At 41.8% G+C, this 26417-nt stretch carries 26 protein-coding genes and 1 riboswitch; of the genes, 25 read left to right on the top strand and 1 reads right to left on the bottom strand.

The genetic code is table 11. The features are described from left to right. Nucleotides 1-54 precede the first annotated feature (54 nt). The 21 genes from speE to AB1471_RS03530 all read left to right on the top strand — a co-directional run bounded on the left by speE (nt 55) and on the right by AB1471_RS03530 (nt 19587). Nucleotides 55-885, top strand: a complete 831-nt coding sequence (gene speE, locus AB1471_RS03630) for a polyamine aminopropyltransferase (protein ID WP_367778239.1) — start codon at nt 55-57, stop codon at nt 883-885. A gap of 12 nt (nt 886-897) precedes the next feature. Then, nucleotides 898-1770 carry an agmatinase gene (speB, locus tag AB1471_RS03625; RefSeq protein ID WP_367778238.1) on the top strand — a complete coding sequence of 291 codons (873 nt, stop codon included), beginning with the start codon at nt 898-900 and terminating at the stop codon, nt 1768-1770. Nucleotides 1771-2037: 267 nt separating this feature from the next. Continuing rightward, nucleotides 2038-2466 (top strand): YwiB family protein, encoded by a 429-nt coding sequence (locus AB1471_RS03620; protein ID WP_367778237.1) that lies wholly within the window; start codon nt 2038-2040, stop codon nt 2464-2466. A 2-nt stretch (nt 2467-2468) separates the two neighbouring features. Further along, nucleotides 2469-4139, top strand: coding sequence for an arginine--tRNA ligase (gene argS, locus AB1471_RS03615; protein WP_367778236.1), 1671 nt, complete (start codon nt 2469-2471; stop codon nt 4137-4139). 385 nt (nt 4140-4524) lie between these two features. Continuing rightward, nucleotides 4525-5445: a hypothetical protein gene (locus tag AB1471_RS03610; RefSeq protein ID WP_367778235.1), complete on the top strand. Its 921-nt coding sequence runs from the start codon at nt 4525-4527 to the stop codon at nt 5443-5445. 310 nt (nt 5446-5755) lie between these two features. After that, entirely contained in the window at nt 5756-6397 is a 642-nt protein-coding gene (locus AB1471_RS03605) for a class I SAM-dependent methyltransferase (protein ID WP_367778234.1), read from the top strand. Between the two features lie 113 nt (nt 6398-6510). Continuing rightward, complete coding sequence (locus AB1471_RS03600) at nt 6511-6984, top strand: S-ribosylhomocysteine lyase (protein WP_367778233.1); 474 nt, start codon at nt 6511-6513, stop codon at nt 6982-6984. Further along, complete coding sequence (locus tag AB1471_RS03595; protein ID WP_367778232.1) at nt 6985-7908, top strand: PLP-dependent cysteine synthase family protein; 924 nt, start codon at nt 6985-6987, stop codon at nt 7906-7908. A 2-nt stretch (nt 7909-7910) separates the two neighbouring features. Next, the gene (locus tag AB1471_RS03590; protein WP_367778231.1) at nt 7911-9047 is read left to right on the top strand and encodes a bifunctional cystathionine gamma-lyase/homocysteine desulfhydrase; all 1137 of its coding nucleotides are present in this window, start codon (nt 7911-7913) and stop codon (nt 9045-9047) included. A gap of 224 nt (nt 9048-9271) precedes the next feature. Then, nucleotides 9272-10243: a ring-cleaving dioxygenase gene (locus AB1471_RS03585; RefSeq protein WP_367778230.1), complete on the top strand. Its 972-nt coding sequence runs from the start codon at nt 9272-9274 to the stop codon at nt 10241-10243. A 109-nt stretch (nt 10244-10352) separates the two neighbouring features. Further along, a riboswitch (cobalamin riboswitch) is annotated at nt 10353-10546 on the top strand. Between the two features lie 250 nt (nt 10547-10796). After that, entirely contained in the window at nt 10797-11750 is a 954-nt protein-coding gene (locus AB1471_RS03580) for an ABC transporter substrate-binding protein (RefSeq protein ID WP_367778229.1), read from the top strand. Continuing rightward, nucleotides 11713-12768, top strand: a complete 1056-nt coding sequence (locus tag AB1471_RS03575) for a FecCD family ABC transporter permease (RefSeq protein ID WP_367778228.1) — start codon at nt 11713-11715, stop codon at nt 12766-12768. The genes AB1471_RS03580 and AB1471_RS03575 overlap by 38 nt, the downstream gene beginning before the upstream one ends. Before the next feature lie 2 nt (nt 12769-12770). Beyond that, on the top strand, nt 12771-14237 hold the full coding sequence (locus AB1471_RS03570; RefSeq protein WP_367778227.1) for an adenosylcobinamide amidohydrolase: 1467 nt from the start codon (nt 12771-12773) through the stop codon (nt 14235-14237). Nucleotide 14238: 1 nt separating this feature from the next. Further along, entirely contained in the window at nt 14239-14400 is a 162-nt protein-coding gene (locus AB1471_RS03565) for a cobalamin biosynthesis protein (RefSeq protein WP_367778226.1), read from the top strand. Nucleotides 14401-14454: 54 nt separating this feature from the next. Beyond that, complete coding sequence (locus AB1471_RS03560) at nt 14455-15036, top strand: bifunctional adenosylcobinamide kinase/adenosylcobinamide-phosphate guanylyltransferase (protein ID WP_367778225.1); 582 nt, start codon at nt 14455-14457, stop codon at nt 15034-15036. Then, complete coding sequence (locus AB1471_RS03555) at nt 15033-16535, top strand: cobyric acid synthase (RefSeq protein WP_367778224.1); 1503 nt, start codon at nt 15033-15035, stop codon at nt 16533-16535. Before AB1471_RS03560 ends, AB1471_RS03555 begins: the two co-directional genes overlap by 4 nt. Beyond that, nucleotides 16532-17338 (top strand): adenosylcobinamide-GDP ribazoletransferase, encoded by an 807-nt coding sequence (locus AB1471_RS03550; RefSeq protein ID WP_367778223.1) that lies wholly within the window; start codon nt 16532-16534, stop codon nt 17336-17338. The genes AB1471_RS03555 and AB1471_RS03550 overlap by 4 nt, the downstream gene beginning before the upstream one ends. Continuing rightward, a complete protein-coding gene (locus AB1471_RS03545; protein WP_367778222.1) occupies nt 17290-17925 on the top strand; it encodes a histidine phosphatase family protein in 636 nt (211 codons plus the stop codon). The genes AB1471_RS03550 and AB1471_RS03545 overlap by 49 nt, the downstream gene beginning before the upstream one ends. Beyond that, a complete protein-coding gene (locus tag AB1471_RS03540) occupies nt 17877-18323 on the top strand; it encodes a bifunctional adenosylcobinamide kinase/adenosylcobinamide-phosphate guanylyltransferase (RefSeq protein WP_367778221.1) in 447 nt (148 codons plus the stop codon). Before AB1471_RS03545 ends, AB1471_RS03540 begins: the two co-directional genes overlap by 49 nt. 2 nt (nt 18324-18325) lie before the next feature. Further along, complete coding sequence (locus tag AB1471_RS03535; protein ID WP_367778220.1) at nt 18326-18919, top strand: cob(I)yrinic acid a,c-diamide adenosyltransferase; 594 nt, start codon at nt 18326-18328, stop codon at nt 18917-18919. Continuing rightward, nucleotides 18916-19587: an ATP-binding protein gene (locus tag AB1471_RS03530; RefSeq protein WP_367778219.1), complete on the top strand. Its 672-nt coding sequence runs from the start codon at nt 18916-18918 to the stop codon at nt 19585-19587. Before AB1471_RS03535 ends, AB1471_RS03530 begins: the two co-directional genes overlap by 4 nt. Before the next feature lie 9 nt (nt 19588-19596). On the opposite strand, the gene AB1471_RS03525 is transcribed toward AB1471_RS03530, so the two are convergent. Further along, nucleotides 19597-20799 (bottom strand): phospholipase D-like domain-containing protein, encoded by a 1203-nt coding sequence (locus AB1471_RS03525; RefSeq protein ID WP_367778218.1) that lies wholly within the window; start codon nt 20797-20799, stop codon nt 19597-19599. Between the two features lie 169 nt (nt 20800-20968). Here AB1471_RS03525 and AB1471_RS03520 point away from each other — a divergent pair, with 169 nt between their 5' ends. From AB1471_RS03520 to AB1471_RS03505, 4 genes are all read left to right on the top strand, one after another. Continuing rightward, nucleotides 20969-23095 carry a heterodisulfide reductase-related iron-sulfur binding cluster gene (locus tag AB1471_RS03520; protein ID WP_367778217.1) on the top strand — a complete coding sequence of 709 codons (2127 nt, stop codon included), beginning with the start codon at nt 20969-20971 and terminating at the stop codon, nt 23093-23095. A 104-nt stretch (nt 23096-23199) separates the two neighbouring features. Further along, nucleotides 23200-24381, top strand: a complete 1182-nt coding sequence (locus AB1471_RS03515; RefSeq protein ID WP_367778216.1) for an acetyl-CoA C-acetyltransferase — start codon at nt 23200-23202, stop codon at nt 24379-24381. A gap of 22 nt (nt 24382-24403) precedes the next feature. Continuing rightward, nucleotides 24404-25255, top strand: coding sequence for a 3-hydroxybutyryl-CoA dehydrogenase (locus AB1471_RS03510; protein WP_367778215.1), 852 nt, complete (start codon nt 24404-24406; stop codon nt 25253-25255). 18 nt (nt 25256-25273) lie between these two features. Continuing rightward, nucleotides 25274-26410: an acyl-CoA dehydrogenase gene (locus AB1471_RS03505; protein WP_367778214.1), complete on the top strand. Its 1137-nt coding sequence runs from the start codon at nt 25274-25276 to the stop codon at nt 26408-26410. The last annotated feature ends 7 nt before the right edge of the window (nt 26411-26417 follow it).

Here is a 26417-nt window from a genome sequence, read left to right as displayed (position 1 = left end):
ATCGGAAAATAGAAAATGACCATTTAAAATAGATTTTTACAAAGGAGAATGAACGTGGCAGGATTATGGTTCACTGAAAAGCAAACAGAAAATTTCGGTATTACAATGAAAATTAACAAAACGCTTCACACAGAAAAAACAGATTTTCAACACCTTGAAATGGTTGAAACACCTGAATGGGGTAACATGCTCTTGTTGGATGGCATGGTTATGACGTCTCAGCGTGATGAGTTTGTCTATCATGAAATGGTGGCACATGTACCGTTATTCACTCACCCGAATCCTGAAAACGTTCTTGTCGTTGGAGGCGGAGATGGTGGTGTGATACGAGAAGTGCTAAAGCACCCATCTGTGAAAAAGGCAACACTTGTTGAAATTGACGGTAAAGTAATCGAGTACTCAAAAAAATATTTACCTGAAATCGCTGGTGATCTAGAAGATGCACGTGTAGAAGTCGTTGTGGGAGACGGTTTTATGCACATTGCAGAAAGTGAGAATATTTACGATGTAATCATGGTTGATTCAACGGAGCCTGTTGGACCAGCAGTTAACTTATTTACAAAAGGTTTCTATTCAGGCATATCAAAAGCTTTGAAAGAGGATGGAATCTTTGTTGCTCAATCGGACAATCCTTGGTTTAAAGGAGATTTGATCAAACAAGTAATGAGTGACGTGAAAGAAATTTTCCCTATTACGCGCCTTTATACAGCAAATATCCCAACGTATCCAAGCGGACTTTGGGCGTTTACGTTAGGTTCAAAAAAGCATGATCCGCTTAAAATAGCTGAAGAGCGTTTCCATGAAATCGATACGAAATACTATACGGAAGAGCTGCACTACGCTTCATTCGTACTACCAAAATTCGTTAAAGATTTAACGGAATAGGAGGCTTTATCAGTGCGTTTTGACGAAGCTTATTCAGGAAATGTATTTATTAAAAGTCACCCATCTTACGAGAAAAGTAGTACAGTGATCTACGGTATGCCGATGGATTGGACGGTTAGCTATCGACCAGGTTCACGTTTTGGGCCGTCTCGTATTCGCGAGGTGTCGATTGGGCTTGAAGAGTATAGCCCTTATTTAGATCGCGAATTGGAAGACGTTAAGTATTTTGATGCAGGTGATATTCCATTGCCATTTGGAAATCCATATAAAAGCATTGAGTTGATCGAGCACTATATAGATGGCTTGATGGCGGATGATAAATTTCCACTTGGTATGGGTGGAGAGCATCTCGTGTCATGGCCAGTGATGAAAGCTGTTGCGAAAAAATACCCAGATTTAGCTATCATTCACATGGATGCGCATACCGATCTTCGAGTGGATTATGAAGGAGAGCCGCTTTCTCACTCAACACCAATCCGTAAAATTGCGGAACACATTGGACCGAAAAATGTGTATTCCTTTGGGATTCGTTCAGGAATGAAAGAAGAGTTTGACTGGGCAAAAGAAAAGGGCATGCATATTTCAAAATTTGAAGTGCTAGAGCCATTAAAGGAAATCTTGCCTAAGTTAGCAGGGCGCCCAGTCTATGTTACGATTGATATTGATGTACTAGACCCGGCTCATGCACCGGGAACAGGCACAGTTGACGCAGGTGGGATCACATCACGCGAACTTCTTGCTTCGATTCACGCAATTGCGGGTTCAGATGTAAATGTAGTTGGAGCAGATCTTGTTGAAGTTGCACCAATCTATGACCACTCCGAGCAAACAGCAAACACAGCAAGCAAACTGATGCGTGAAATGATTCTTGGATGGGTAAAATAAGGTTTAAGTTAGCTGCCGGATAAAGAGTCCGGCAGTTTTTGCGTCTTGTTGAGTCGTAGTCGTGGGGGCGGAGAGAAAAATATGTCGAAAGGCTGTATATTGTTGATGAAAAGCAGAAGGTCACAATCGAAGTACAGAACGATCGACACAACCACAGCAGCCATTGCATTTTGCCACAAACATTTCTATAATAGTAAGGTTACAAATTACGATAAGTATGGATCTCCCATTTATAATAGATTACAAATGGCTAAAGGAGTGAATAATGTGGAAAACTCAACTCCGGTGAGCATCACATTAACAAGCGTGATCACACAACCAGACGGTTCAAAAGAAGAGTTGACACTAACCTCATCAGGTGAATGGATTACAAAAAATAATATAGATTATTTAAAGTATGAAGAAGCACAAGAAGAAGGAACGATTCGCACGGTTGTAAAAATGGAAGAAGACCAAGCTGTGATTTTACGCAGTGGAGCACTTAAAATGCGACTTGCTTTTCGTTTAGGAGAGTCTATGATGTGCTCCTACGACAGTGAATACGGCACAATTTCTCTCATAACTAATACAACAAAATACATACATCGCACCCCTGCAAAAGAGCCTGGATGCTTTCATGTTTCCTATGGACTTGAAATGGATGGGGAATCAGTTGGCACCTATGCGATGACCATTGAATATAAGGAGGTTACTTAATTATGACGATTGTTTCCTATGTGCAGGAAAATTTAAAGCAAGAAATTAAAGCGGCAGTTATCAAAGCAGGGCTGGCAACAGAAGAGCAGCTTCCTGAAGTCGTTTTAGAAACACCAAAAGATAAAGCAAACGGTGATTTCTCAACCAATATGGCGATGCAGCTTGCTCGTATTGCAAAAAAAGCTCCACGCGTCATTGCTGAGGGTATTGTTGAATACTTTGATTCGTCAAAAGCTTCGATCAAAAAAATTGATATTGCGGGACCTGGATTCATTAATTTTTACATGGATAATGCTTACCTAAATGATTTGATCAAAACGATCCTTCAAGCAGGTGACCAGTATGGCGAGTCACAGGTTGGAGCGGGGCAAAAAGTTCAAGTCGAATTTGTTTCAGCTAATCCTACAGGCGACCTTCATCTCGGTCATGCGCGCGGTGCTGCGGTTGGCGATGCGCTTTGTAATGTACTTTCAAAAGCAGGCTATGAGGTGTCAAGGGAGTATTATATTAACGACGCGGGTAACCAAATTCATAACCTCGCATTGTCGGTGGAAGCAAGATACTTCCAAGCTCTCAACCTTCAAAAAACCATGCCTGAAGACGGATATCATGGTGCAGACATCATCGGTATCGCTAACAACTTAGCTGAAGAATATGGCGATAAGTATGTTAACACAACAGAAGAAGAGCGTTATGAATTTTTCCGTGAGTACGGGTTGAAATACGAACTTAAAAAGTTACAAGATGATCTTGAAGCGTTCCGAGTGCCATTTAATGTATGGTTCTCAGAAACGTCTCTTTATAAAAGCGGGAAAATTGATGCAGCGCTTGATGTGTTAAAAGAACGTGGCCACGTATATGAAGAAGATGCGGCGACATGGTTCCGTTCAACCGAACTTGGTGATGATAAAAACCGCGTACTAATTAAAAACGATGGCTCATATACGTACTTAACACCTGACTTAGCGTACCACCGTGATAAATTTGAACGTGGATTTGATAAAGTCATTAACATTTGGGGAGCGGATCATCACGGCTATATTCCACGAATGAAAGCGGCTGTTGAAGCACTTGGTTACAAGCGTGAAGACCTTGAAGTTGCGGTGATTCAAATGGTTCAGCTGTATAAAGATGGAGAAAAAATGAAGATGAGTAAACGCACAGGTAAAGCTGTCACAATGCGAGAACTCGTTGACGAAGTTGGCTTAGATGCAGTTCGTTATTTCTTCGCAATGCGTAGTGGAGATTCTCATATGGATTTTGATTTAGATTTAGCGGTTTCTCAATCAAATGAAAATCCAGTTTATTATGCTCAATATGCACACGCTCGCATTTGCAGCATCCTTCGCCAAGCTGAAGAACAAGGCATTGATCTTAAAAGCGATGCAGATCTTTCATTGATCGGATCTGAAAAAGAAGTAGACTTGCTGAAAAAACTAGGTGATTTCCCGCAAACCATAAGCGATGCAGCAGAAATGCGCACACCGCACCGAATCGCAACCTACATCAATGAACTCGCATCTGCTTTCCATAGCTTTTACAATGCCAACAAAGTATTGGATGCAGAATCTCCAGAACGCACAAAAGCTCGCTTGAAACTGATCGAAGCAGTCCGTCAAACGATAAAGAATGCTTTAAAACTAATTAGTGTTGAAGCTCCCAATAAAATGTAATCACAAAAGCGGAAGCGGCTCGTTTAGCTCCGACAAGCATAAGGCAATTCCCGAGGAGGGCGTACTTTACCACCACAGGGAAGTGACTTATGACTCGAGGAGCTAGCCGCTGGAGCTAGACGAAACAAAAGCATAAGCGGCTCGTTTAGCTCCGACAAGCATAAGGCAGTTCCCGAGGAGGGCGTACTTTACCACCACAGGGAAGTGACTTATGACTCGAGGTGCGATTAACCAATTAGAACCATCAAGAATCTTTGTGATTCTTTGATGGTTTTTTCTCATTACACACCCAATTTATGTCTTATGAAATTACATATAGATCGACCTATTTAGAAAAAGGATTTTAATGATTGTTCTCGAATTAAACTAGGTAGGAGGCGAGACGATGAACGTATTAACGAAGCATTTATCAACAAAACAAATTACAGCCATTCATTTATTTCTTCAGCGTGATGCAAGAGAGGTGGATCGCGCATTCCACCTTTATCGCCAAGGGGAAGGTTCGTATGAAGAGGTGATTCAAGCGCTTCAAGCGTTCCAAAATCAAGATGGTGGCTTTGGGCGCGCATTAGAACCCGATAGTCGATTGCTGGACTCATCCGTGTTAAATACAACTGTAGCGCTTCAATATTTAGTGCAACTTCCTGTTAGAGGAGACCATCCAATGGTGAAAAAAGCGCTTGATTACTTGAGTCTACAATTTGATTCTGTTCATAAAAAATGGCCGATTGTACCTGTAACGATCAATAATGTGCCTCGTGCACCTTGGTGGAATGTGAATGAAGAAACAGGGGAGACAGGATTCGAAAAAACACCTGGAAACCCTGCAGCTGAAATTGTTGGTTATTTTCATTTTTACCGTGATTATGTGCCACAGGATTTGATTGAGAAATCTCAATTGATGGTGATGAAGCGCTGGGATGAAATGACTGATTGGGAAACGCACGAGGTCCAGTGCTACTATCGTTTAGCAGAACTGACGGACGACAATGAAATTAAACAACGAATAATTGAGAAAATGAAGCAAAATCTAGACAATATTTTCACTCTTACACCCGAACAGTGGTTAGGTTATGGACTTCAACCAGTTGCAATCATTAATCAAACGAGCTCTCCTCTATACAATGAATTAGAAGAAATTGTAGAAGAGAATGCATATTGGTTGGCTGAGCAATTAACCAAAGATGGGTACTGGGAGCCGAGTTGGGAGTGGGGGCAGTATCCGCTCGAATGGGAGCAAGCAAAAAAAGAGTGGAGAAGCTTTTTAACTGTAAAGGCATGTCATCCATCAAAGTTTGAAATGTAACTAGCAGGAACTTGCCACCATGAATTATTTACTATCAGTTTCTTTCAAAGATTTATCTCTCGATTTATAATTGCAACCCATTCACCCATTTTATTGGCTCTTACAGGTGCTGAGATTTTGGAGTTGGGAGAGGGTTGTGTTTTTGAAGAAGAGAACTATGATGATCTAGAACGTTATTTATAAAAGAGTGTGTCTGTCAAAAAACAAAAAACGTGACAGATATGCTCATTTTTTGTTAAAATAATCACCGACCTACATTATTCCGAGTATACTGGTAAGAATACTTTAGATTGAATGGAGTGTGCTTAAAGTGGGGCGCGAATTTGTAGGGATATTTGATGAATGGATAGATTCGTATGATGATTCCGTAAGCGGCAAAGACGAAGAATATCGTGAAGTTTTTGCAGGCTACGATGATATATTGCAACAAGTAGCTGATCGTTCTCAAGGATTAACAGTTGAGTTTGGGGTTGGCACGGGAAATTTAACAGAGAAGCTTTTACAAAAAAAATTAGATGTTGTGGGTGTTGAACCAAATGCAGCGATGAGAGCACGAACACAAACACGTTTTCCTGATCTTTCGGTGGTGGATGGAGACTTTAATCATTTTCCTTTGCCTGAAAAGCCGATTGACACATTGGTCAGCACATACGCTTTTCACCATTTAACGGATGAGGAAAAAGCGCAAGCGGTTAATCAATACGCAAAGATTTTATCCCCGAATGGGCAAGTGGTATTTGCGGATACGATGTTTGAAAATGATGAAGCGCGTCAAAAACAATGGGAAAAAGTCAAAAAACAGGGCTTCAACAACCTTCTTGAAGATTTAAAACGTGAATTCTATACGACAAAGCAGATCATGCAAAAATTGTTTGAGGATGCAGGTTTTTTGATCTCATTTTCACAATTGAACGATTACGTCTGGTTAATTCACGGGAAAAAACAAGCTTAAAAGAAAATTGGCCAGGTAACAACTTACTTACACATAGTATCTGTACAGCATATAAATGAAGCATGGAGATAAAAGTAATTAGATTAAATTTGCATAAAGGGGAGATACCAAACATGACGAAAAAAATGAATGTAGAAAGCTTTAACTTAGATCACACAAAAGTAGTAGCACCGTATGTACGACTTGTAGGCGTGACATCAGGACACAATGGAGATGAAATTCATAAATACGATCTTCGTTTCACACAACCTAACAAAGCGCACATGAAAATGGATGGTCTTCACTCCCTTGAGCATTTAATGGCTGAAAACATTCGAAACCATATGACAAACGTGATCGACATCGGTCCAATGGGTTGCCAAACAGGCTTTTATTTATCCGTTATTAACCATAATGATTACGATGAAGTGTTAGTTGTCATAGAAAAAACGTTAAATGACGTGCTTGAAGCTAGCGAGGTACCAGCTTGTAACGAAGTACAATGCGGATGGGCAGCCAATCACAGTCTAGAAGGTGCGAAAGACATCGCTCGTGACATGCTAACAAAACGTGATGAGTGGAAGAACGTATTTGGTGAGGAAGCATAAATGAATATCGCAAAAAATGTCCAAGAATTGATTGGCAATACGCCGATCGTTGAAATAACGAATATTGACATTCCGAATAAGTCGCGCATTTTTGCGAAATTGGAATTTTTTAATCCTGGAGGCAGTGTCAAAGATCGACTTGGCATGGAGCTTTTAGAAGATGCAATCGCGGGCGGTAAATTGCAGGCAGGAGGCACGATAATTGAGCCAACAGCCGGCAACACAGGCATTGGGCTCGCACTTGCAGCAGTTGGTCGCGGCTTTAACGTCATGTTTGTTGTACCAGAAAAGTTCAGTGTGGAAAAACAAACGCTGATGCGTGTTCTTGGTGCAACCGTTGTAAATACACCGACTGAAGAAGGCATGAAGGGTGCAATTGCAAAAGCTGAACAGCTTGTAAAAGAAATCGAAGGATCATTTTCCCCTGCTCAGTTTGGCAATCCAGCGAATCCTATGACCTATTACAAAACGATGGGTCCAGAAATTTGGCGTGATTTAGACGGTAAGGTGGATGTGTTTTTAGCAGGTGCTGGAACTGGCGGCACCTTTATGGGCACAGCCCGCTATTTAAAAGATCAAAAGGCTGACGTAAAAACGGTCATTGTAGAACCTGAGGGGTCAACCATCAATGGCGGCGAATCAGGTCCACATAAAACGGAAGGCATCGGTATGGAGTTCTTGCCCGACTATATGGACCGGAGTTATTTTGACGGCATTCATACAGTAGATGATGTTGATGCATTTTACTGGGTCAAAGAGCTCGCAGCAAAAGAAGGATTACTCGTTGGAAGCTCTTCAGGTGCAGCGTTTCATGCAGCTCTGAAGGAAGCGGAAGTGAGTGCACCGGGCAGCCACATTGTGACCGTTTTTGCGGATAGTAGTGAGCGTTACTTAAGCCAGAATATATATAAAGGTGGAAAATAGATATGCAACCAAAAACGAAACTAATTCATGGTGGTGTTTTCGGAGACGAAACAACAGGAGCTGTTTCAACACCAATTTATCAAGTTAGCTCGTATAAGCAAGATGGCGTCGGAGGTTTGCGTCAAGGTTACGAATACTCTCGTACTAGCAACCCAACTCGTCACGCGTTAGAAGAACTAATCAAAGACATTGAGAATGGACATGCAGGATTTGCGTTTGGCTCAGGAATGGCTGCGATCAGCTCTGTCATGATGATGTTTGGAGCAGGATCACATATCGTGTTAACAGATGACGTCTACGGTGGAACGTACCGCGTCATGACAAAGGTGATGAACCGTTTGGGTATCACATCAACCTTTGTCGACACAAGCAAACTTGACAATGTGGTTGCTGCGATTCAAGACAATACAAAAGCAGTGTTTATTGAAACACCAACGAATCCACTTTTAAAGGTAACAGACATTGAAGCTGTATCAAATGTTGCAAAGGAGCATGGATTATTAACGATTGTTGATAATACATTTACAACGCCATATTGGCAAACGCCACTTGATCACGGAGCAGACATCGTTGTTCACAGTGCAACAAAATACATCGGCGGTCACAGTGACGTTGTCGCAGGGCTTGTTGTTGTCAATTCTGCAGCACTTGCGGAAGAGATTCATTTCGTACAAAACTCTGTAGGCGCAGTGCTCGGACCACAGGATTCATGGTTGTTGATCCGTGGCTTGAGAACGCTAGGTATTCGTATGGAAGAACACGAAGTAAATGCAAAAGAAATAGTCAAGTTCTTAGAAAATCATAAGGGTGTTTCGACCATTCACTATCCAGGCATCAAATCACACCCAGGTCACCAGATAGCGAACAAACAATCACGCGGCTTTGGCGGCATAATCTCATTTGATGTAGGCAGTGGAGAAAAAGCAGATCAAGTATTAAAAAAACTACGCTATTTTACACTGGCAGAAAGCCTAGGTGCAGTAGAAAGCTTAATCTCTGTTCCAGCACGAATGACACATGCTTCCATCCCGCAAGAACGCCGTGCGGAACTAGGTATCACAGACGGACTCGTGCGAATTTCTGTTGGTATCGAAGACATTAAAGACTTGTTGGAAGATTTGGAGCAGGCATTAGCTTAAGGTATAAGAGTGGAATAGAAAGGATCGCATGGCGGCTCTTTTGGGGGAGAATGAATATGTATCGAGCGTGGGACATATGTGAATCCTGTGCCGAAATGTAAGAATTCTCACCCGAAATGTGAGCATGTGCGACCACTCTCACTACTTGCATTCTCTCACAAAATCATTTATAATAAAATCAAATATCTCGAATTCAAGATAAAATGATAGAGGGAGTGTTTTTAATGAAAGTAACAGGAATTCATCACGTTTCGGCGATTACAGGGCAGGCAGAAGAGAATTATGATTTCTTTACGCGGATTTTGGGGATGCGTTTGGTGAAAAGAACGGTGAATCAAGATAATACATCTTCGTATCATTTGTTTTATGCGGACGCGGTTGGAAGTGCTGGGACGGATATGACATATTTTGATATTCCGATGGCAGGCCGTACGTATCCTGGAGTATCTAGTATTTCAAATACGGCGTTTCGTGTAGCAACTACGAATTCGCTTCATTATTGGAAAGAACGATTCCAATCGTTACATGTAAAGCATGAGGATATTACTAAACGAGCGAATCGCGATACTCTTTATTTTGAAGATAATGAAGGATCTCGTTTAATGCTTGTTGCCGATAATGGTGAAGATGGCGTTGCACCAGGTGTTCCTTGGACAGGAGCAGACGTGCCAGCTGAGCATGCGATTATTGGACTTGGTCCTGTAACATTAACGGTTCGTTATGCTGATCGCACAATAGAAATATTAGAGAAAGTGCTTGGATTTAAAAAAATTGGCGAATATCCATCAAATGCGGGTGATTTTCCTGCGATTCAAGTCATGTCCGTTGCTGAAGGTGGAACGGGTGCAGAGGTTCATATTGAAGAGCGTCCTGATCTACCACCTGAGCGTCCGGGTCGTGGAAGTGTGCATCACGTGGCATTCCGTATTCCAACGTATGAGGATTATGATAAATGGGATGATCACTTGCGTAGCTTCGGTTTGCAAACATCAGGTGAAGTGGATCGATTCTATTTCCGCTCCATTTACTTCCGAGAAGCAAATGGCATTTTGTTTGAATTAGCAACTGATCAGCCTGGATTTGCAACAGATGAAGAGATGGATCAACTAGGTGAATCATTAGCGCTGCCACCATTCTTGGAGCCGCGCAGAAAAGAAATTGAAGCATCACTTCGTCCGCTCAAAATTGAAAATTAATCTACATTATTTCCGCTCTGCTAAAAGGATTTTACATCTTTTAGCAGAGTTTTTTATTATTATCGTGCGAGATTGTCGAATTTTCGCTATAATGATAATGGAAAAACATTTCATATGGACGGATGTAGGTGCTCTTGCGTTTAACGACAAGGAGTTAAAAGGGAAGCTGGTGAAAATCCAGCGCGGTCCCGCCACTGTAAAATGGGAGTGAATTGCTGATGACCACTGTAGCAAGTATGCTATGGGAAGGGGCGATGAACATTGACCATAAGCCAGGAAACCTGCCTACATTCCCACATCATAAAAACCTACGAGGATAGGTCGGTGTTGCAGGCTTCGTTTGATGAGCAAAAAGCCATACGATTCTTCGTGCAACCCAACATCTCCGACTGGTGAGGTGTTTTTTTATGTTCAAAAAGAAGGTTGTCCTCGCTCGATCAGGCATAATAACATGCTTCCCCCATTTACATAGGTTTTAGGACAAAGGACAGATTGAACCTGATCTGTCTGTTTGAATGAACGTTTTGTAGACTTTATTTTAGGAGGAGAAGAAATGAAGAATTGGAAATGGATGATTAGTTTACTAGTCGCATTAGGACTTTTAGCAGCATGCGGTGATCCGGATACTGAAACAGGAAGTGATTCAGAGCAAAGTGTAGAAACAGCCTTTCCTGTAACGATTACAGATGCAACTGGTGAAGAGGTTACGATTGACGAAGAGCCGAAAGCAATCGTATCTATGATCCCGAGTAATACAGAGATTGTGTATGCACTTGGCTTAGATGAAGAGATTGTTGGTGTTTCCGATTTTGATAACTACCCTGAAGAAGCAGAGGACGTAGAAAAAATCGGTGGTATGGAATTTAACGTTGAGAAAATTATTTCACTTCAACCAGATGTAGTATTGGCTCATGATTCTAATTCAACGCAAGAAGACGGTCTCAAGCAGATTGAAGATGCAGGGATTACAGTCGTGGTAATTGAAAATGCGACATCATTTGATCAGGTATATGACACGATCGATACGATTGGTAAAGTGACTGGTAAAGTGACAGAAGCGGAGCAAGTGATCGAGGATATGCAGGATGGCTTTGCTGAAATTGAAGAAAAAGCAGCAACGGTTGAAGAAGCAGATCGTAAAAAGGTGTTAATTGCTGTTTCGCAAATGCCGGATGTTTATGTAGCTGGAAACGATACATTTATGCAAGAGATGCTTGATTTGATTCAAGCTGATAATGCTGCAGGGGAACAAGATGGTTTCCCAATGCTCGCTGAAGAAGAAATCGTACGTCTTAACCCTGATACCGTTGTTGTTACATCTGGGTATTATGAGGAAAATCTGACGCAAGAATGGTTAACACATGGCAGCTTTAGTGATTTAACGGCTGTTCAAAATGAAGATATTCAAGAAGTTTCCTCTGATCCGGTTAATCGTTCAGGCCCTAGACTAGTAGAAGGTGCACAAGAACTTGCTGAAGCGATTTATCCGGACATTTTCAGTGAGTAAGATATGGGTAGGATATGTACTGTCAGCGCTTTTATTAGTGTTCGCTTTTTGTCTAGCGATCACAGTAGGAACGGTGCAGGTACCATTAAAAGAGATGCTCCAAATTTTTGGGGGCACTCTTTTTGGCACTTATGAGGGAATTGAACCGATGTTCACGACGATTGTGCTGTATATTCGTTTTCCTCGTGTAGTATTAGCGGCTTTAGTAGGTGCATCTTTGGCGGTTGCGGGTGCATCTTTTCAAGGTTTGCTGAAAAACCCATTAGCCGATCCGTACACATTAGGTGTTTCTTCGGGTGCTTCAGTGGGTGCGGTAATGACGATCTTCTTAGGCCTAACGCTACCTGGTCTAGGAAGATTTACTTTACCAACAGTAAGTATTCTTGCCGCAATACTGACATTAATGATTGTTCTAAGCTTTGCTCGGTATGTTGATCGGGCTATGAAAATGGAAACGATTATTTTAACCGGAATTATCTTTAGTTCTTTTTTAGGGTCCACTTTATCACTTATGATTACGTTGTCTGGCGAAGACCTTCGACAAATTATTACTTGGCTTCTCGGTAGTGTTTCGATGCGAGGCTGGGAATATATTCACTTAATCGCTCCGTTTTTTGTGATTGGGTCTATGTTGTTGATGTGGAACGCAAGAGAATTGAATGCCATGGCATTTGGTGAAGAACGTGCACACCATCTTGGGGTGAATGTTCAGCTCCGAAAATACATTGTGTTAGTGTCGGGTTCATTATTGACGGGTGCTGCTGTAGCAGTATCTGGAACGATTGGCTTTGTTGGATTAGTCGTTCCGCATATGGTAAGAACAGCCTGGGGGGCTGACCATCGTCATGTCCTGCCGCTTTCGATGATTAATGGGGCAAGCTTATTGATCGTGTGTGATTTGATCGCACGAACGATCTTGTCGCCAACTGAGCTTCCAATTGGCGTTATTACCGCATTGATTGGTGCACCGGTATTTGGTTATATTTTGATCACACAACGAAAAGAAAGAAGAGGATAGCGATGCTAAATGTGACAGGTGTAAGTGGAGGGTATGGAGAACAGATCGTAGTGAAAAATATATCCTTCCATTTACAACAACAGGAGATACTTGGCATATTAGGCCCCAACGGCAGTGGCAAAACGACACTGATGAAGCTGATCAGTGGGTTATTACCTCCTCAAGAAGGGACCATTTCTTTTAAAGGACTCAAGCTTAGCGATTATTCCTCAAAGCAATTGGCGAAAGAGATTGCTGTTCTTCCTCAGCTTCATAGCCATGCATTTGATTACACCGTTCGTGAAACGGTATGTATGGGTCGATATCCACATCAAAAGGGAATGTTCGCTCCATGGACGGAGCAAGATGAAAAAGCAGTGATCGATGCGATGGAACAAACGGGCGTTCTTCAATTTGAAAAACATTCGATTCAGGATTTATCAGGTGGAGAGCGTCAGCGTGTTTTCTTGGCACAAGCTTTAGCACAAGAACCTAAGCTTCTCTTGCTTGATGAGCCAACGAATCATTTAGATTTGTCATACCAAAAACAGCTGTTAGATTTATTAAAGGAATGGACGACTTCGCACGAGCTCACGGTGATTTCGATTTTTCATGATTTAAATGTGGCATCCTTGTATTGTGATCGTCTACTGTTGCTTCATCATGGAGAAACGGTAAAGTTGGCTTCACCAGGCGCTGTATTGAAAAAAGAAACGGTTGAACAAGTATATCAAGCTCGTATTCACACGCAAGCGCATCCGGAATTGCCTAAGCCACAAGTTACTTTGCTTCCAAAACACGGTCAAAGTGGGGATGACTTCATTACGAAAGACCTTTTTCATATTTCCTCTGATCACGTGCATTTGACCGCGCCACAACCTTTAAAAACGCTGTCATCGGCAGTAATTGGGCCAGGTTTAGGATGGCACCGTCATTTTGTTAATCGTCACGTCCCAATGGATTATCAGTGTGATGATAGTTATCAGGACATGTGTAACTATGCGGGTGAATGGGGATGGAATCCTTCCGACACGGTCGGGATGATGACGGCTGTGATGGTAGAGGATGTTGTCATAAAGGAATTCAAAACGCAGGAGCTTTCTATTGTGATTGCTGTTACAGCAGGCGTTGGAAATGCAGTCGATGTTGCACTAGCGCATGAAAGAGAGCACCCATCTTCAATAGGTACAATCAATATCTGGCTCTTTGTGAACGGGAAGCTATCTGATGAGGCATTTATTCAAGCGATGATGACAGTGACAGAGGCTAAAGTGAAAGCACTGCAGCACGCAGACGTTAAAGACCCGCTTACGAATACGCTAGCAACAGGCACCGCGACGGATAGTGTGATGGTTGCCGCCACTCAGTCAGGAAATAGTGTTCAATACGCAGGTCCCATCACCGATCTAGGAAAAATGATTGGTAAAGGTGTTGTTCTATGCACCACAGAAGCCATTCAACAGTATTCAAAGCGGAAGAAGCATTTATAGCATGCTTGTTCATCTATTAGCCGTGATCATCGCACTCATTGCTGATCGATTCATTGGGGATCCGCCTAATTGGCCACATCCTGTAAGATGGATTGGCTCATTGATCATGTTTTCTGAGAGAAGAATGAATAGGGGCAAACATAGGAAGTTAAACATTGGCTAGAGCAGGTATCAAAACAAGAGAGCAAAATGATCGTTTACTACAGGCGGTGACAGCATGGATTCAGGAGGAATCATCACAGTAATAGGTGGAGTACGTAGCGGAAAAACAAGCTGGACAGAAAAACAAGCTATCCTTTTGGCTGATGCAGAAAACAGTAGGCTCATTTATATTGCATCTGGCGTGGCGTTAGATGAAGAAATGAAAAATCGGATCAATCGACACAAAGTAGATCGCATGAATCAACAATGGATCACTATCGAACAGCCAGTGGATCTTATGAGTTGCACACATAAGCTTCAACCGAGTGACGTTGTCGTCTGGGATTGTCTCACCACATGGCTTACTAACGAACTCATGCAGCGGTTTGATGAAACAGATAAAAAATCGCAATTATCTGTGCAAGAAACCATACAAAAAGAATTATACACCTTTATCAACTGGATTAAAGCTAACCTTCTCACATGCTTTATCGTATCTAATGAAGTCGTAAGTGAAGCAGTTTTTGAAGAGGAACTAACGGCTGTTTATCAGAAAATGATCGGGGAGCTCCATCAGTCATTAGTTGCTATGAGTAAAAAAGCAATCGAAATGGAAGCCGGTATACCATTGGTTCGCAAAGGAGCGTATCCAGTATGAAAGGGATTATGCTACAAGGAACGTCCTCAGATGTAGGGAAAAGCCTAGTCGCGACAGCGTTTTGCCGATTATTGGCGCAAGAAGGGGTTAAAGTAGCGCCATTTAAATCACAAAATATGTCCAATAATTCATATGTTACACAAGATGGTCTTGAAATTGGACGTGCACAAGGCGTACAAGCAGAGGCAGCTGGAATTCCTGCAAGTGTAAATATGAATCCCATTTTATTAAAACCTCAAAATGATCGATCTTCAGAAGTTGTTTTATTTGGTAAACGACTGGCTTCTTATGACGGCATGGCGTATCGAAAAGAGTTTTATGAAAATGGAAAAAAAGCAATTCAATCGTCTTTGTCAAGTCTTTCAAATGAATATGAAGCCATTGTGATTGAAGGGGCGGGTAGCCCTGTTGAAATGAACCTTCAATCAAGAGAGCTTGTCAATATGATGGTCGCTCGAATGGCAGATGTTCCAGTCGTTCTTGTTTCAGATATTGAACGAGGCGGTGTGTTTGCGAGTATTATAGGAACACTCGAACTTCTTTCAAAAGAAGATGTGCAACGTGTGAAAGGAATCATCATCAATAAATTTCGTGGAGATCGAAAGCTCTTTGAAGATGGGGTCAAATGGATTGAAGAACATACCGGTATCCCTGTTTTAGGAGTGCTTCCTCACATCGAAAACCACGGAATAGAACAAGAAGATTCACTTGGCGTGAATGTAGTAACTAAAAGCGCCATAAATCCTGAAGCCTTCGTATCGATTGTGGTGATTCAATTGCCGTATATGTCGAATTTCACGGATGTAGAAGCGCTGTTACAAGAACCAGATGTCTCTTTAACGTGGATTAGTCGTCCGGAAGATCTGAAGGAAGTGCCTGATCTGCTTATTATTCCAGGAACGAAAAGCTCTATTTTTAATCTTAGAGAGTTGAAGAGACTAGGGTGGCAGATGGAATTAGAAAGCCTGCAACAACAAGGCGTATGGATTATGGGCATTTGTGGAGGCTTTCAACTGTTGGGTGAAGAACTGTCAGATCCATTCGGTTTAGATACAGGGATGAACGAAACCATGGAAAATGGTTTTGGACTATTCCCGTCTAAAACCGTTTTTCAACAGGAGAAAGAAGTGACATGCCGATCTGGCTTTGTATTATCTGACAAGGGTGAGCCGGTTGCTAGCATAAAGGGATATGAAATTCATTTAGGAAGAACATCCGTGAGGAAAACTTCGTACTTGCGTCCCTTTTTAGCGTTAGAGTTTGGCCAAACAGAGGGATACTGGTCTTCAGAAAAGCGGCTTATCGGAACATACCTTCATGATGTATTTCGCGTTGCACCTGCCCGCAGATACATATTAAATGAAATTAGAAAATCAAATGGATTAAAGGAATTTAAGCAAACAGCAGAGAAAAAGGATGTGTACGATGAACTTGCCAATGCGCTAAGACCTCATCTTGAATGGGATAAAATTCGAAGGATAATAGGGGTAGATAAATGAATAAGTTCAAGCTACCTAACCTGCTAAATGGTTTTTTGCTGGCACTTCAGTTTTTTACTATCATTCCTATACGGAAAGAAATAGAGATGAATGAGCGCACCGTTCCTTGGATGGTAGGGAGCATGCCTTTAATTGGCTTTATCATAGGTGGAGTAACAATTGTATTTGTCGAAATCACAGATAAAGTATTCACGATCAGTCCACTCATCACGGCTTTTCTTTTATTGATAAGCTTTATTATATGGACTGGCGGATTACATTTGGACGGTTGGACAGATGTAAGTGATGCTTTTTTTTCCTATCAAGATTTTGATAATAGACATCGCATTTTAAAAGATCCTCGAGTCGGGGCGTTTGGTGTTCTGTCAATAGTGATTTTACTTGCCACGAAAGCCATCGTACTTATCGATATTTCCTACCAGTTTGGCATAGAAGTTATTTGGTTTTTGTGGATTCCTGTACTTTCTCGTTTAATGATCTCGCTATTGTTAGTCAGGATGCCGTTAGCAAGAGAGGATGGTCTAGCTTATTTTCTCAGACAGTCAGTGAAACGAAGTCATATAGCTATTCCTTTCGTTCTTTCTGTCTTACTACTCGCAGTGCCCTTTGCGTTTGTCCAAGTGGAATGGCAACTGATGATCTTGCTGATGGCAGGTTGGTTCATCTATCTAATTGGTTTTATACGATTTGCGAAAAAGGAGTTTGGTGGTATAACGGGGGATTTACTAGGTGCTTGTTTGGAAGGGGGAGAATTATGGAGCGTAATTCTGGTGTGGTGTTATCTCTCTATCGCCATGGTTTAACAACAGCTAATCAAGCAAAACAGTATATTGGCTGGACGGATGCACCTTTAGCACCTGAAGGTCTTGAGGTGCTTATGAAAACGGCTCAATTTAGACCTGAGGCAGACCGTGTAATTGTTAGCGATTTAACTAGGTGTGTTGAGTCAGCTGAGCAATTATTTCCAGAACAAAAAAAGATCTATCATAAGGGACTGAGAGAAGTTAACTTTGGCGAGTGGGAAGGGAAAACGGCTGATGAATTGATGTCACGTCTTGATTTTTCCACTTGGCTGAGCGATCCGGAGAAGATGGAGCCTGAAAACGGGGAGTCCTTTTTCGATTTCACCAAGCGATTAGGTGGGACTTGGGACATGATTCGAGAATGGTGCTTTCAAGATGGAGTGAACAAAATAGCCATTGTGTCTCATGGTGGACCGATACGCCAGCTTCTAGTCAACCTTGCCCCGGAGAGGAAAAACTTTTGGGATTGGAAACCACTGCATGGTCAAGGAGTTACCCTTTTTTGGTCTGATCATGATGCGTTTAGGAGGGGTGAGAGATGCACTTTGTTATCGGCGGTGCCTATAATGGAAAAAGAGAATGGGTGAAAAATAAATTGATTACTGATGCGATTTCAGCGGACAGTATTCAATTTAGAAAATCCGTCGTAGAAAGAGCCTCATGTAAAGACGTTCAAGTAATTATTTGGACTGGAATTGAAAAGTGGATCGAAGAAAAGTGTGTCCAAGGCTTATCAGAAGCTACCATCCTTGAGCAATGGAAAAGAGAACTGACTGATTTAGCTCATTGGGAAAAAGGCAGTAATCAAAGACAGGTCATAATTATTGGTACAGATCAATCCAAAGGCATTGTTCCGCTGGATCGTATGAAGCGATTCGTACGTGACGTTTCAGGGTGGTGTCATCAATTTACGGCCAAAAAAGCCTCTCGAGTAACGAGAGTTTGGTACGGTATAGCAGAAGAATTAAAAAACGAGGAGGACTAGCCATGAAAATTTATACGAAAACAGGCGATAAAGGTCAAACAAGTCTGATTGGTGGCCGCGTTGATAAAGATGATGTTCGCGTAGAAGCTTACGGAACGATTGATGAAGTAAATAGTTTTGTAGGAAAAGTTGTAACTGACTTAGACCAAGAAAAGTTTTCGGATATTTTAGAGGACCTCGAAGCGATTCAGCATGAGCTTTTTGATGCTGGTGGAGATCTTGCAAATGTATCGTCAAGAAGAGAATGGAAGTTGGATGGTAAAGCCATTGAGCAGCTTGAACGGAGAATTGATCAGTTGATAGAAGATGCGCCTGACTTAGAACGATTTGTTTTGCCTGGCGGTTCTCAAGCTTCTGCATCGCTACACATCGCCCGTACCATTACGAGAAGAGCAGAAAGACAAGTTGTTTCATTAGCAAAAGTAGATCCTGAACTTCCCGTAACACCTCAGAAATACCTTAATCGCTTATCTGACTACTTTTTTGCATGTGCCCGTGCTGTTAATGCTCGTCAAGGCATCTCAGATGTTGAATACATTCGCAGCGCAAAAGTTTTTCGAACGGGCAAACGCATATCCAAACAAGAAGAACAATGAAAACGTCAGAAGTTGGACGTAATGCATTAGAATGGTCCGTTGGTAACAGCATATGGGTAATGACAACGGATAACAGCGGGGCTATCGGCGAAAAACCTGGAGATCATGTGAAGGTTTCTTATCATATTGTTGCGTATTTCTCCTTTCGTTCAGCAGTACTAGATTGTTTGTCAGCTGGTGCACTACCCGCAACAGTTATCCTGCATAATTTTTGTGGAGATCATGTTTGGGATAAACTTGTAGAAGGGGTCAATCAAGGACTTGAAGAGCTTGGATTACAAGACGTTGTGGTAACTGGAAGTACTGAATCAAACATGTCTTTAAATCAATCGGCGGTTGCCATTACAATTATTGGTGAGCGGAAACGCCATTTTGCTATTCCGTCGCAAGGGACAATCGAATGGGACCTTATTGGTGAGCCTCTTGTTGGGATGGACGTGATCAAAAAAAGTGACCGTATTGCTCCGCTTTCAAAAGCGATTGAACTTTTTTCGGATGAGGAAACAATCGTTTTCTGGCCAATTGGTTCAAAAGGTATTCGTCAAGAGTGGTCGAACCTAAGTGACCGATTTAATTGGAGTGAAACGCCTCCTCCCTTCAATGAAGACATCGATGCTTCAGCAGGACCTTCAACTTGCTGGATTTTGGGGAGGAAACATGATCAATAAGTGTTACGTCTAGAGCAGGTGGGAGATCGAACGGGCAAGCCATTCTTTTGTCACATCGACCATCCCATTTGCTTTTATTTGCTCTTTTGTCAACAACACTGAATGCTCCAAATCTTTGTCAATACTCGCGAGCAATTGAGCAATAATTGCTGGATCGTCTGTTAGTACATTTATCTCATCATTGATAAGCAAACTTCTTCGATCAAAATTTGCTGTTCCAATGTCTCCAAGTGTCTGATCAATCAATAGGGCCTTTGCATGGTAAAATCCATTTTGAAAGTGAAATACTTGTGCGCCGCAATCAATCAATTCACGCAGATATCGATAAGAGGCTGGCTGGACGAGCACGTGATCAGGAGTACCGGGAACTAAAATGGTTAGTTTGATTCCCTCTTCTAAGCGTTTTATTAAAGAAGAAAACACTGCCTTAGTCGGTATAAAATAAGGCGTTCCTATGAAAATAGAGGACTGTGCTTGATTAAAAAGACTGATCATAAATGCTTCCAGATCGATAGGTTCTGATGGAACAATTTGGTGTTTCGAAGTCATCTTTTCTTTTTTTTCAACCGATTCCTCCGCCACATCAATCTTCTTCAACCGCGACGTTTCATCGAATTCTCTTTTCCAATCAATTTCAAATTCCATTAACGCGTCTTGAACACCTTCACCTGTGAAGCGCAAATGATAATCGCGCCAAGGAGAGAGTACGGGATCGAGGTGAACATATTCTCGGCCGATATTAAATCCGCCAATATGCGCAACAACTCCGTCAACAATAGCAATTTTTCGGTGGTTGCGTCGTTGCAACGCAAAAAGCGATCCTTTAAAAATAGGTGGACGACTCATCCCTACCTCAATTCCCTCGTCCTGCAAAGGTTTTAGCCATTTTTTCATTTTATGGCTACCTAAGGCATCAACTAGTAACCGAACATGAACCCCTTCCTGCGCACGTTCTTTTAGTAAAGTGAACAGTCGACGTCCTACTTCATCGGGCTGAATAATATAAAATGAAATACATATGGATTCCTTTGCTTGTATGCAATCGAGCTCTAATGTTTTCATCCATTCGATGCCGTCATCGTAAAACGTAAGATTTCCTGATCGCCAAGGATAAATGGAGGAAGCACGTTGACGTTTTAATGAGTGTAGACCAATCAGCCAATCTAAACGCAACCATAAACAAATTAAAAAAAGTATGCCAACGATTGTCATGTTAAAAAACCTCCTTTATCAGCTTTAGCATGCCCAATGGAGTAAAATCAATGGCGCTTAAGAGAGAAATTCATCGGAAAATAGTTGACTGAATGTTCCTTCATAATATAATGGAAAGAGAGATATAATTTTTTATGTTGCGACATCAAAGGGGAGGAGTGCATCGATCATGGGGAGTACATTGCTGATTATCAATTGGATTGCGTTCTTTCTTGTAAGCGCTTACGCATTATTTTTGTTCGGTTATTTACTTAAGACACGTTATGAATTCATTAAACTCGGCAAGAAGACTGAGTTTGATAATAACGTTAAAGTGCGCATGAAGAAGTTCATGGTCCACGTATTCGGCCAAAAGAAACTGTTAAAAGATAAAAAAAGCGGCATTATTCATCTTATGTTCTTTTATGGGTTTCTGTTAGTTCAAATGGGAGCGATTGATTTTATTTATAAAGGATTAATCCCTGGCGCGCACTTGCCACTTGGGATTTTTTATCCGGGCTTTACCTTTTTCCAGGAACTTGTGACGTTAATGATCTTAGTTGCTGTAGTTTGGGCTTTCTATCGTCGTTATATGGAAAAACTTGTTCGTTTGAAAAGAGGATTTAAATCAGGCATCGTCTTGATTTTTATTGGCGGACTTATGCTTTCTGTGTTGATTGGAAATGGCGCGGGAATAGTTTGGTTAAATCACGATTTGGCTTGGACTGAGCCAGTGGCATCTGCCATCGCATTTGCGACAGGTTGGATGGGTGAAAGTGTGGCTGTCGTACTATTTTATATCGCATGGTGGGTTCATTTATTATTCCTTCTAGGCTTCTTAGTATACGTACCACAATCCAAGCACGCTCACTTAATCGCGGGTCCTGCTAATGTATATGTTAACCGCATTGATAACCCAGGTAAGCTTAGCAAAATTGATTTTGAAGATGAGTCGCAAGAAACATTTGGAGCTGGCAAAGTTCAAGATTTTACACAGCTGCAACTAATGGACTTATACGCATGTGTGGAATGTGGGCGCTGTACTAATATGTGTCCTGCAACAGGTACAGGAAAAATGCTTTCACCAATGGATTTAATTACGAAAATCCGTGACCACTTAACATTCACTGGAGCTGCGGTTACCTCCCAGTCTCCGTGGGTCCCAGTACCTGCTTTTTCAAATACGAAAGGGAACCAAATTGCGGCAGCAGCTATGAGCGGTGGTCAAGAAGCAGCGATAGACATGTACCATCCAAGCTTGATTGGGGATGTGATTACAGAAGAAGAAATTTGGGCATGTACGACTTGCCGAAACTGTGAAGACCAATGCCCAGTCATGAATGAACATGTTGATAAAATCATCGACCTTCGCCGTTACTTGGTTTTAACTGAAGGGAAAATGGAGCCAGATGCACAGCGCGCGATGCAAAGCATTGAACGTCAAGGCAATCCTTGGGGGCTAAACCGTAAAGAACGCGAAAAATGGCGTGAAGCTCGTGAAGACGTTGTGGTGCCAACAGTAAAAGAAATGAAAAAAGCAGATGAAGAGTTTGAATATTTGTTCTGGGTAGGATCTATGGGTTCATTTGATAATCGCAGCCAAAAAATTGCTCTGTCGTTTGCCAAATTGATGAACGAGGCAGGAGTAAAATTTGCCATTCTCGGAAACAAAGAGAAAAACTCTGGCGATACACCTAGACGCCTTGGAAATGAGTTTTTATTCCAAGAGCTTGCAACAGCTAACATCAAGGAATTTGAGAAAAATGAGATTACTAAAATCATAACGATCGATCCGCATGCGTATAACATATTTAAAAATGAGTATCCTGATTTTGGCTTGAAAGCAGAGGTTTATCACCATACTGAAATCCTTGCGAAGCTTGTGGGAGAAGGACGCTTGAAACCAGTGCATGCAGTAAATGAGGAAATTACCTTCCATGATTCTTGCTATCTAGGAAGATATAACGAAGTATACGATCCACCACGTGAAATTTTAAAAGCGATTCCTGGTGTGACCTTAATTGAAATGGATCGAAACCGCGAAAACGGCATGTGCTGTGGAGCGGGTGGAGGTCTAATGTGGATGGAAGAAGATAAAGGACATCGGATCAATGTCGCGCGTACAGAACAAGCGCTTGCTGTTCAACCTTCTGTCATTAGCTCTGGCTGTCCATATTGCTTAACCATGCTATCCGACGGAACAAAAGCAAAAGAAGTGGAAGAAGAAATTGGTACGTATGATGTTGCTGAACTGCTAGAACGCAGTGTAGTCGGAACTTCGAACCTCAGCGAGAAAATATTACTCGCTAAAAAATAAAATAAACAAAAGTGGGACCGAACAAGTCCCTTTTCTTATCACTCGATTTCGAGCGAACGCTCAGTCAACAAGTGAACAATTATTTAACAAAGGGGAGAACAACAATGACAAAAACGGTAATTTTAGATGGTGCTCGTACACCTTTTGGTAAATTCAGTGGAAGCTTATCCTCATTTTCAGCTTCAGATTTAGGTGGCTTTGCAATTAAAGAAGCACTTAAACGCTCCAACGTAGAAGCAGACCAAATTGATGAAGTGATCATGGGCTCAGTACTTCAAGGAGGTCAAGGGCAAATTCCGTCAAGGCAGGCAGCGCAAAAAGCGGGGATTCCGTGGGAAGTGAAAACAGAAACGATCAACAAAGTATGTGCATCAGGTTTGCGTAGTGTAACGCTTGGTGATCAGCTGATTCGTTTAGGAGATGAGTCAGTGATTGTAGCGGGTGGCATGGAATCGATGACGAATGCACCTTATTTTATTGATAAAGCACGTGGTGGTTTGCGCATGGGTGATGCAACAATTAAAGATATGATGGTTCACGACGGGCTTACATGCTCGTTTAATAATGTCCATATGGGAACCTATGGAAACTCGACAGCTGCAGAATTTGATTTAACTAGAGAAGAGCAAGACGAATGGTCATTCAGAAGTCATCAGCTGGCGGGAAAAGCAGTTGATAATGGTATTTTTTCTGAAGAAATCGTTGCTCTTGAAGTACCCCAACGTAAAAGCGATCCAATTAAAGTCGTACACGATGAGTCGCCACGTAAAGATACATCAGTTGAAAAGCTCTCAAGACTTAGACCTGTATTTGACAAAGACGGCACGATCACAGCAGGAAATGCACCAGGAATCAACGATGGTGCGTGCGCAATGGTGTTAATGAGTGATGAACGTGCTCAACAAGAAGGAAAAACCCCACTTGCGACGATTTTAGGTCACGCAGAAGTTGCAGTTGAAGCAAAAGACTTTCCGCAAACACCCGGTTTAGTGATCAATAAATTACTAGAGAAAACCGGCCGCACAATTGAAGAAATTGATCTTTTTGAAATCAATGAAGCTTTTTCAGCTGTAGCTCTAGCAAGTATGAAAATTGCGCAATTAGATTTAGAGAAAGTGAATGTTAACGGAGGCGCGGTAGCACTTGGTCACCCAATTGGGGCAAGTGGCGCACGCATTATTTTAACACTCGCTTATGAATTAAAGCGTCGAGGTGGTGGCGTTGGAATCGCGTCAATTTGTAGTGGCGGCGGGCAAGGTGATGCCGTAATGATCGAAGTAAAATAATTGAGCTTTAGGGGGAAATCGGATGAATATTCAAAAAGTAATGGTAATTGGCGCTGGTCAAATGGGCGGCGGAATTGCACAGGTGTGCGCGCAAGCTGGCTATGACGTCTTACTAAATGACTTGAAAGATGAATACCTTGATCGCGGGATTGCTGTCATTTCCAAAAACCTTTCCCGCTCAGTTGAAAAAGGGCGCATGGCAGAAGAAGACAAAACAGCAGCACTAGCAAATATTACTCGCTCAACCGATCTTCAAGATGCAGTTGACGTTGACATTGTCATTGAAGCTGCAGTTGAAAACATGAAAATCAAAACAGAAATTTTTCAAAAATTAGATGTGATTGTACCAGCACATGCAATCCTAGCAACGAACACATCATCACTACCAATCACTGAAATTGCTGCGGCAACAAAACGTCCAAACCAAGTAATAGGCATGCATTTTATGAATCCAGTGCCTATCATGAAGCTGGTTGAAATTATTCGTGGACTAGCCACAACAGACGAAGTCTACAATACGGTTGAAAAAATGACGAAAGATCTGAAAAAATCACCTGTTGAAGTAAATGACTTTCCAGGATTCATATCAAATCGCATCTTGATGCCGATGATCAATGAAGCAATTTACTCACTTTACGAAGGTGTTGCAACGAAAGAAGCAATTGATGACGTAATGAAAATGGGCATGAACCATCCAATGGGACCACTTCAATTAGCGGATTTCATCGGGCTTGATACATGCCTGTACATTATGGAAATCTTACACGAAGGCTTTGGCGACAGTAAATACCGCCCTTGTCCGTTGCTTAGAAAATATGTCAAAGCTGGCTGGTTAGGTAAGAAAACAGGTCGAGGATTTTATGAGTATGCATAATACCTAGGGGGATAAATGATGGAATTTCGCTTTACAGAAGAACAAAAAATGATGAGAAAAATGGTGAGAGACTTCGCGCGTGATGAAGTAGCACCATTTATAGAACGAATGGAACAAGGGGAATTCCCACGTGAAATAATAAAAAAAATGGGTGAGCTTGGCTTAATGGGTATTTCGGTTCCTGAAAAATACGGTGGCTCAGAAATGGATTTTATTTCATACATTATTGCGGTTCATGAACTATCAAAGGTGAGTGCAGTTGTGGGCGTTATTTTATCAGTGCACACATCAGTTGGCACAAATCCAATTCTTTATTACGGAAATGAAGAACAGAAACAAAAATACGTCCCGAAGCTTGCAACGGGTGAGCACCTAGGTGCGTTTTGTTTAACAGAGCCTGGTGCAGGGTCCGATGCTGCCAGTTTAAAAACAAAAGCGGTGAAAAAAGACGATCATTACGTCATAAACGGATCGAAAATTTTCATTACAAATGGAGGAGAAGCCGATACGAATATCGTGTTTGCGATCACAGATCCAGCAGCGGGTACACGTGGCATTTCAGCCTTTATCGTAGGAAAAGACACGCCTGGTTTTATCGTAGGAAAAGATGAAGAAAAAATGGGTCTGCACGGTTCACGAACAGTGCAGTTAACATTTGAAGATATGAAAGTTCCTGCCCAAAATCTTCTTGGAGAAGAAGGAGAAGGATTTAAAATTGCGCTTGGAAATCTCGACACGGGTCGAATTGGTATCGCGGCAAAATCACTTGGAATCGCTGAAGCAGCGTTTGAAGCAGCGGTGGATTATGCCAAGCAGCGAGAGCAATTTGGTAAGCCTATTTCAGCACAGCAAGGAATTGGCTTTAAGTTGGCTGATATGGGGACTGCAACTGAAGCATCACGTTTACTTGTGTATCAAGCAGCGAGCCTGCGAGCACAGGGGAAGTCTTGTGGAAAAGAAGCTTCCATGGCAAAACTTTTTGCTTCAACAACAGCTATGAATAACGCAATTGAAGCGGTTCAAGTGTTTGGTGGAAATGGCTATACAGAAGATTATCCAGTTGAGCGCTTTTTCCGAGATGCAAAAATATGTGAGATTTATGAAGGTACGAGTGAAATTCAGCGTATCGTAATTAGCAAACAAGTAACCAACTAATTTAAAA

It is taken from the genome of Jeotgalibacillus marinus (assembly GCF_040801915.1).
Taxonomy (GTDB): Bacteria; Bacillota; Bacilli; order Bacillales; family Jeotgalibacillaceae; genus Jeotgalibacillus; species Jeotgalibacillus marinus.
This window is presented reverse-complemented; position numbering and strand designations above follow the sequence as displayed.

Bases quoted from the DNA above. Each gene is read 5' to 3' on its own strand.
- argS (WP_367778236.1), top strand. From the start codon at position 2,469: ATGACGATTGTTTCCTATGTGCAGGAAAATTTAAAGCAAGAAATTAAA.
- AB1471_RS03610 (WP_367778235.1), top strand. From the start codon at position 4,525: ATGAACGTATTAACGAAGCATTTATCAACAAAACAAATTACAGCCATT.
- AB1471_RS03600 (WP_367778233.1), top strand. From the start codon at position 6,511: ATGACGAAAAAAATGAATGTAGAAAGCTTTAACTTAGATCACACAAAA.
- AB1471_RS03595 (WP_367778232.1), top strand. From the start codon at position 6,985: ATGAATATCGCAAAAAATGTCCAAGAATTGATTGGCAATACGCCGATC.
- AB1471_RS03590 (WP_367778231.1), top strand. From the start codon at position 7,911: ATGCAACCAAAAACGAAACTAATTCATGGTGGTGTTTTCGGAGACGAA.
- AB1471_RS03585 (WP_367778230.1), top strand. From the start codon at position 9,272: ATGAAAGTAACAGGAATTCATCACGTTTCGGCGATTACAGGGCAGGCA.
- AB1471_RS03580 (WP_367778229.1), top strand. From the start codon at position 10,797: ATGAAGAATTGGAAATGGATGATTAGTTTACTAGTCGCATTAGGACTT.
- AB1471_RS03570 (WP_367778227.1), top strand. From the start codon at position 12,771: ATGCTAAATGTGACAGGTGTAAGTGGAGGGTATGGAGAACAGATCGTA.
- AB1471_RS03565 (WP_367778226.1), top strand. From the start codon at position 14,239: ATGCTTGTTCATCTATTAGCCGTGATCATCGCACTCATTGCTGATCGA.
- AB1471_RS03560 (WP_367778225.1), top strand. From the start codon at position 14,455: ATGGATTCAGGAGGAATCATCACAGTAATAGGTGGAGTACGTAGCGGA.
- AB1471_RS03555 (WP_367778224.1), top strand. From the start codon at position 15,033: ATGAAAGGGATTATGCTACAAGGAACGTCCTCAGATGTAGGGAAAAGC.
- AB1471_RS03550 (WP_367778223.1), top strand. From the start codon at position 16,532: ATGAATAAGTTCAAGCTACCTAACCTGCTAAATGGTTTTTTGCTGGCA.
- AB1471_RS03545 (WP_367778222.1), top strand. From the start codon at position 17,290: ATGGAGCGTAATTCTGGTGTGGTGTTATCTCTCTATCGCCATGGTTTA.
- AB1471_RS03540 (WP_367778221.1), top strand. From the start codon at position 17,877: ATGCACTTTGTTATCGGCGGTGCCTATAATGGAAAAAGAGAATGGGTG.
- AB1471_RS03535 (WP_367778220.1), top strand. From the start codon at position 18,326: ATGAAAATTTATACGAAAACAGGCGATAAAGGTCAAACAAGTCTGATT.
- AB1471_RS03530 (WP_367778219.1), top strand. From the start codon at position 18,916: ATGAAAACGTCAGAAGTTGGACGTAATGCATTAGAATGGTCCGTTGGT.
- AB1471_RS03525 (WP_367778218.1), bottom strand. From the start codon at position 20,799: ATGACAATCGTTGGCATACTTTTTTTAATTTGTTTATGGTTGCGTTTA.
- AB1471_RS03520 (WP_367778217.1), top strand. From the start codon at position 20,969: ATGGGGAGTACATTGCTGATTATCAATTGGATTGCGTTCTTTCTTGTA.
- AB1471_RS03515 (WP_367778216.1), top strand. From the start codon at position 23,200: ATGACAAAAACGGTAATTTTAGATGGTGCTCGTACACCTTTTGGTAAA.
- AB1471_RS03510 (WP_367778215.1), top strand. From the start codon at position 24,404: ATGAATATTCAAAAAGTAATGGTAATTGGCGCTGGTCAAATGGGCGGC.
- AB1471_RS03505 (WP_367778214.1), top strand. From the start codon at position 25,274: ATGGAATTTCGCTTTACAGAAGAACAAAAAATGATGAGAAAAATGGTG.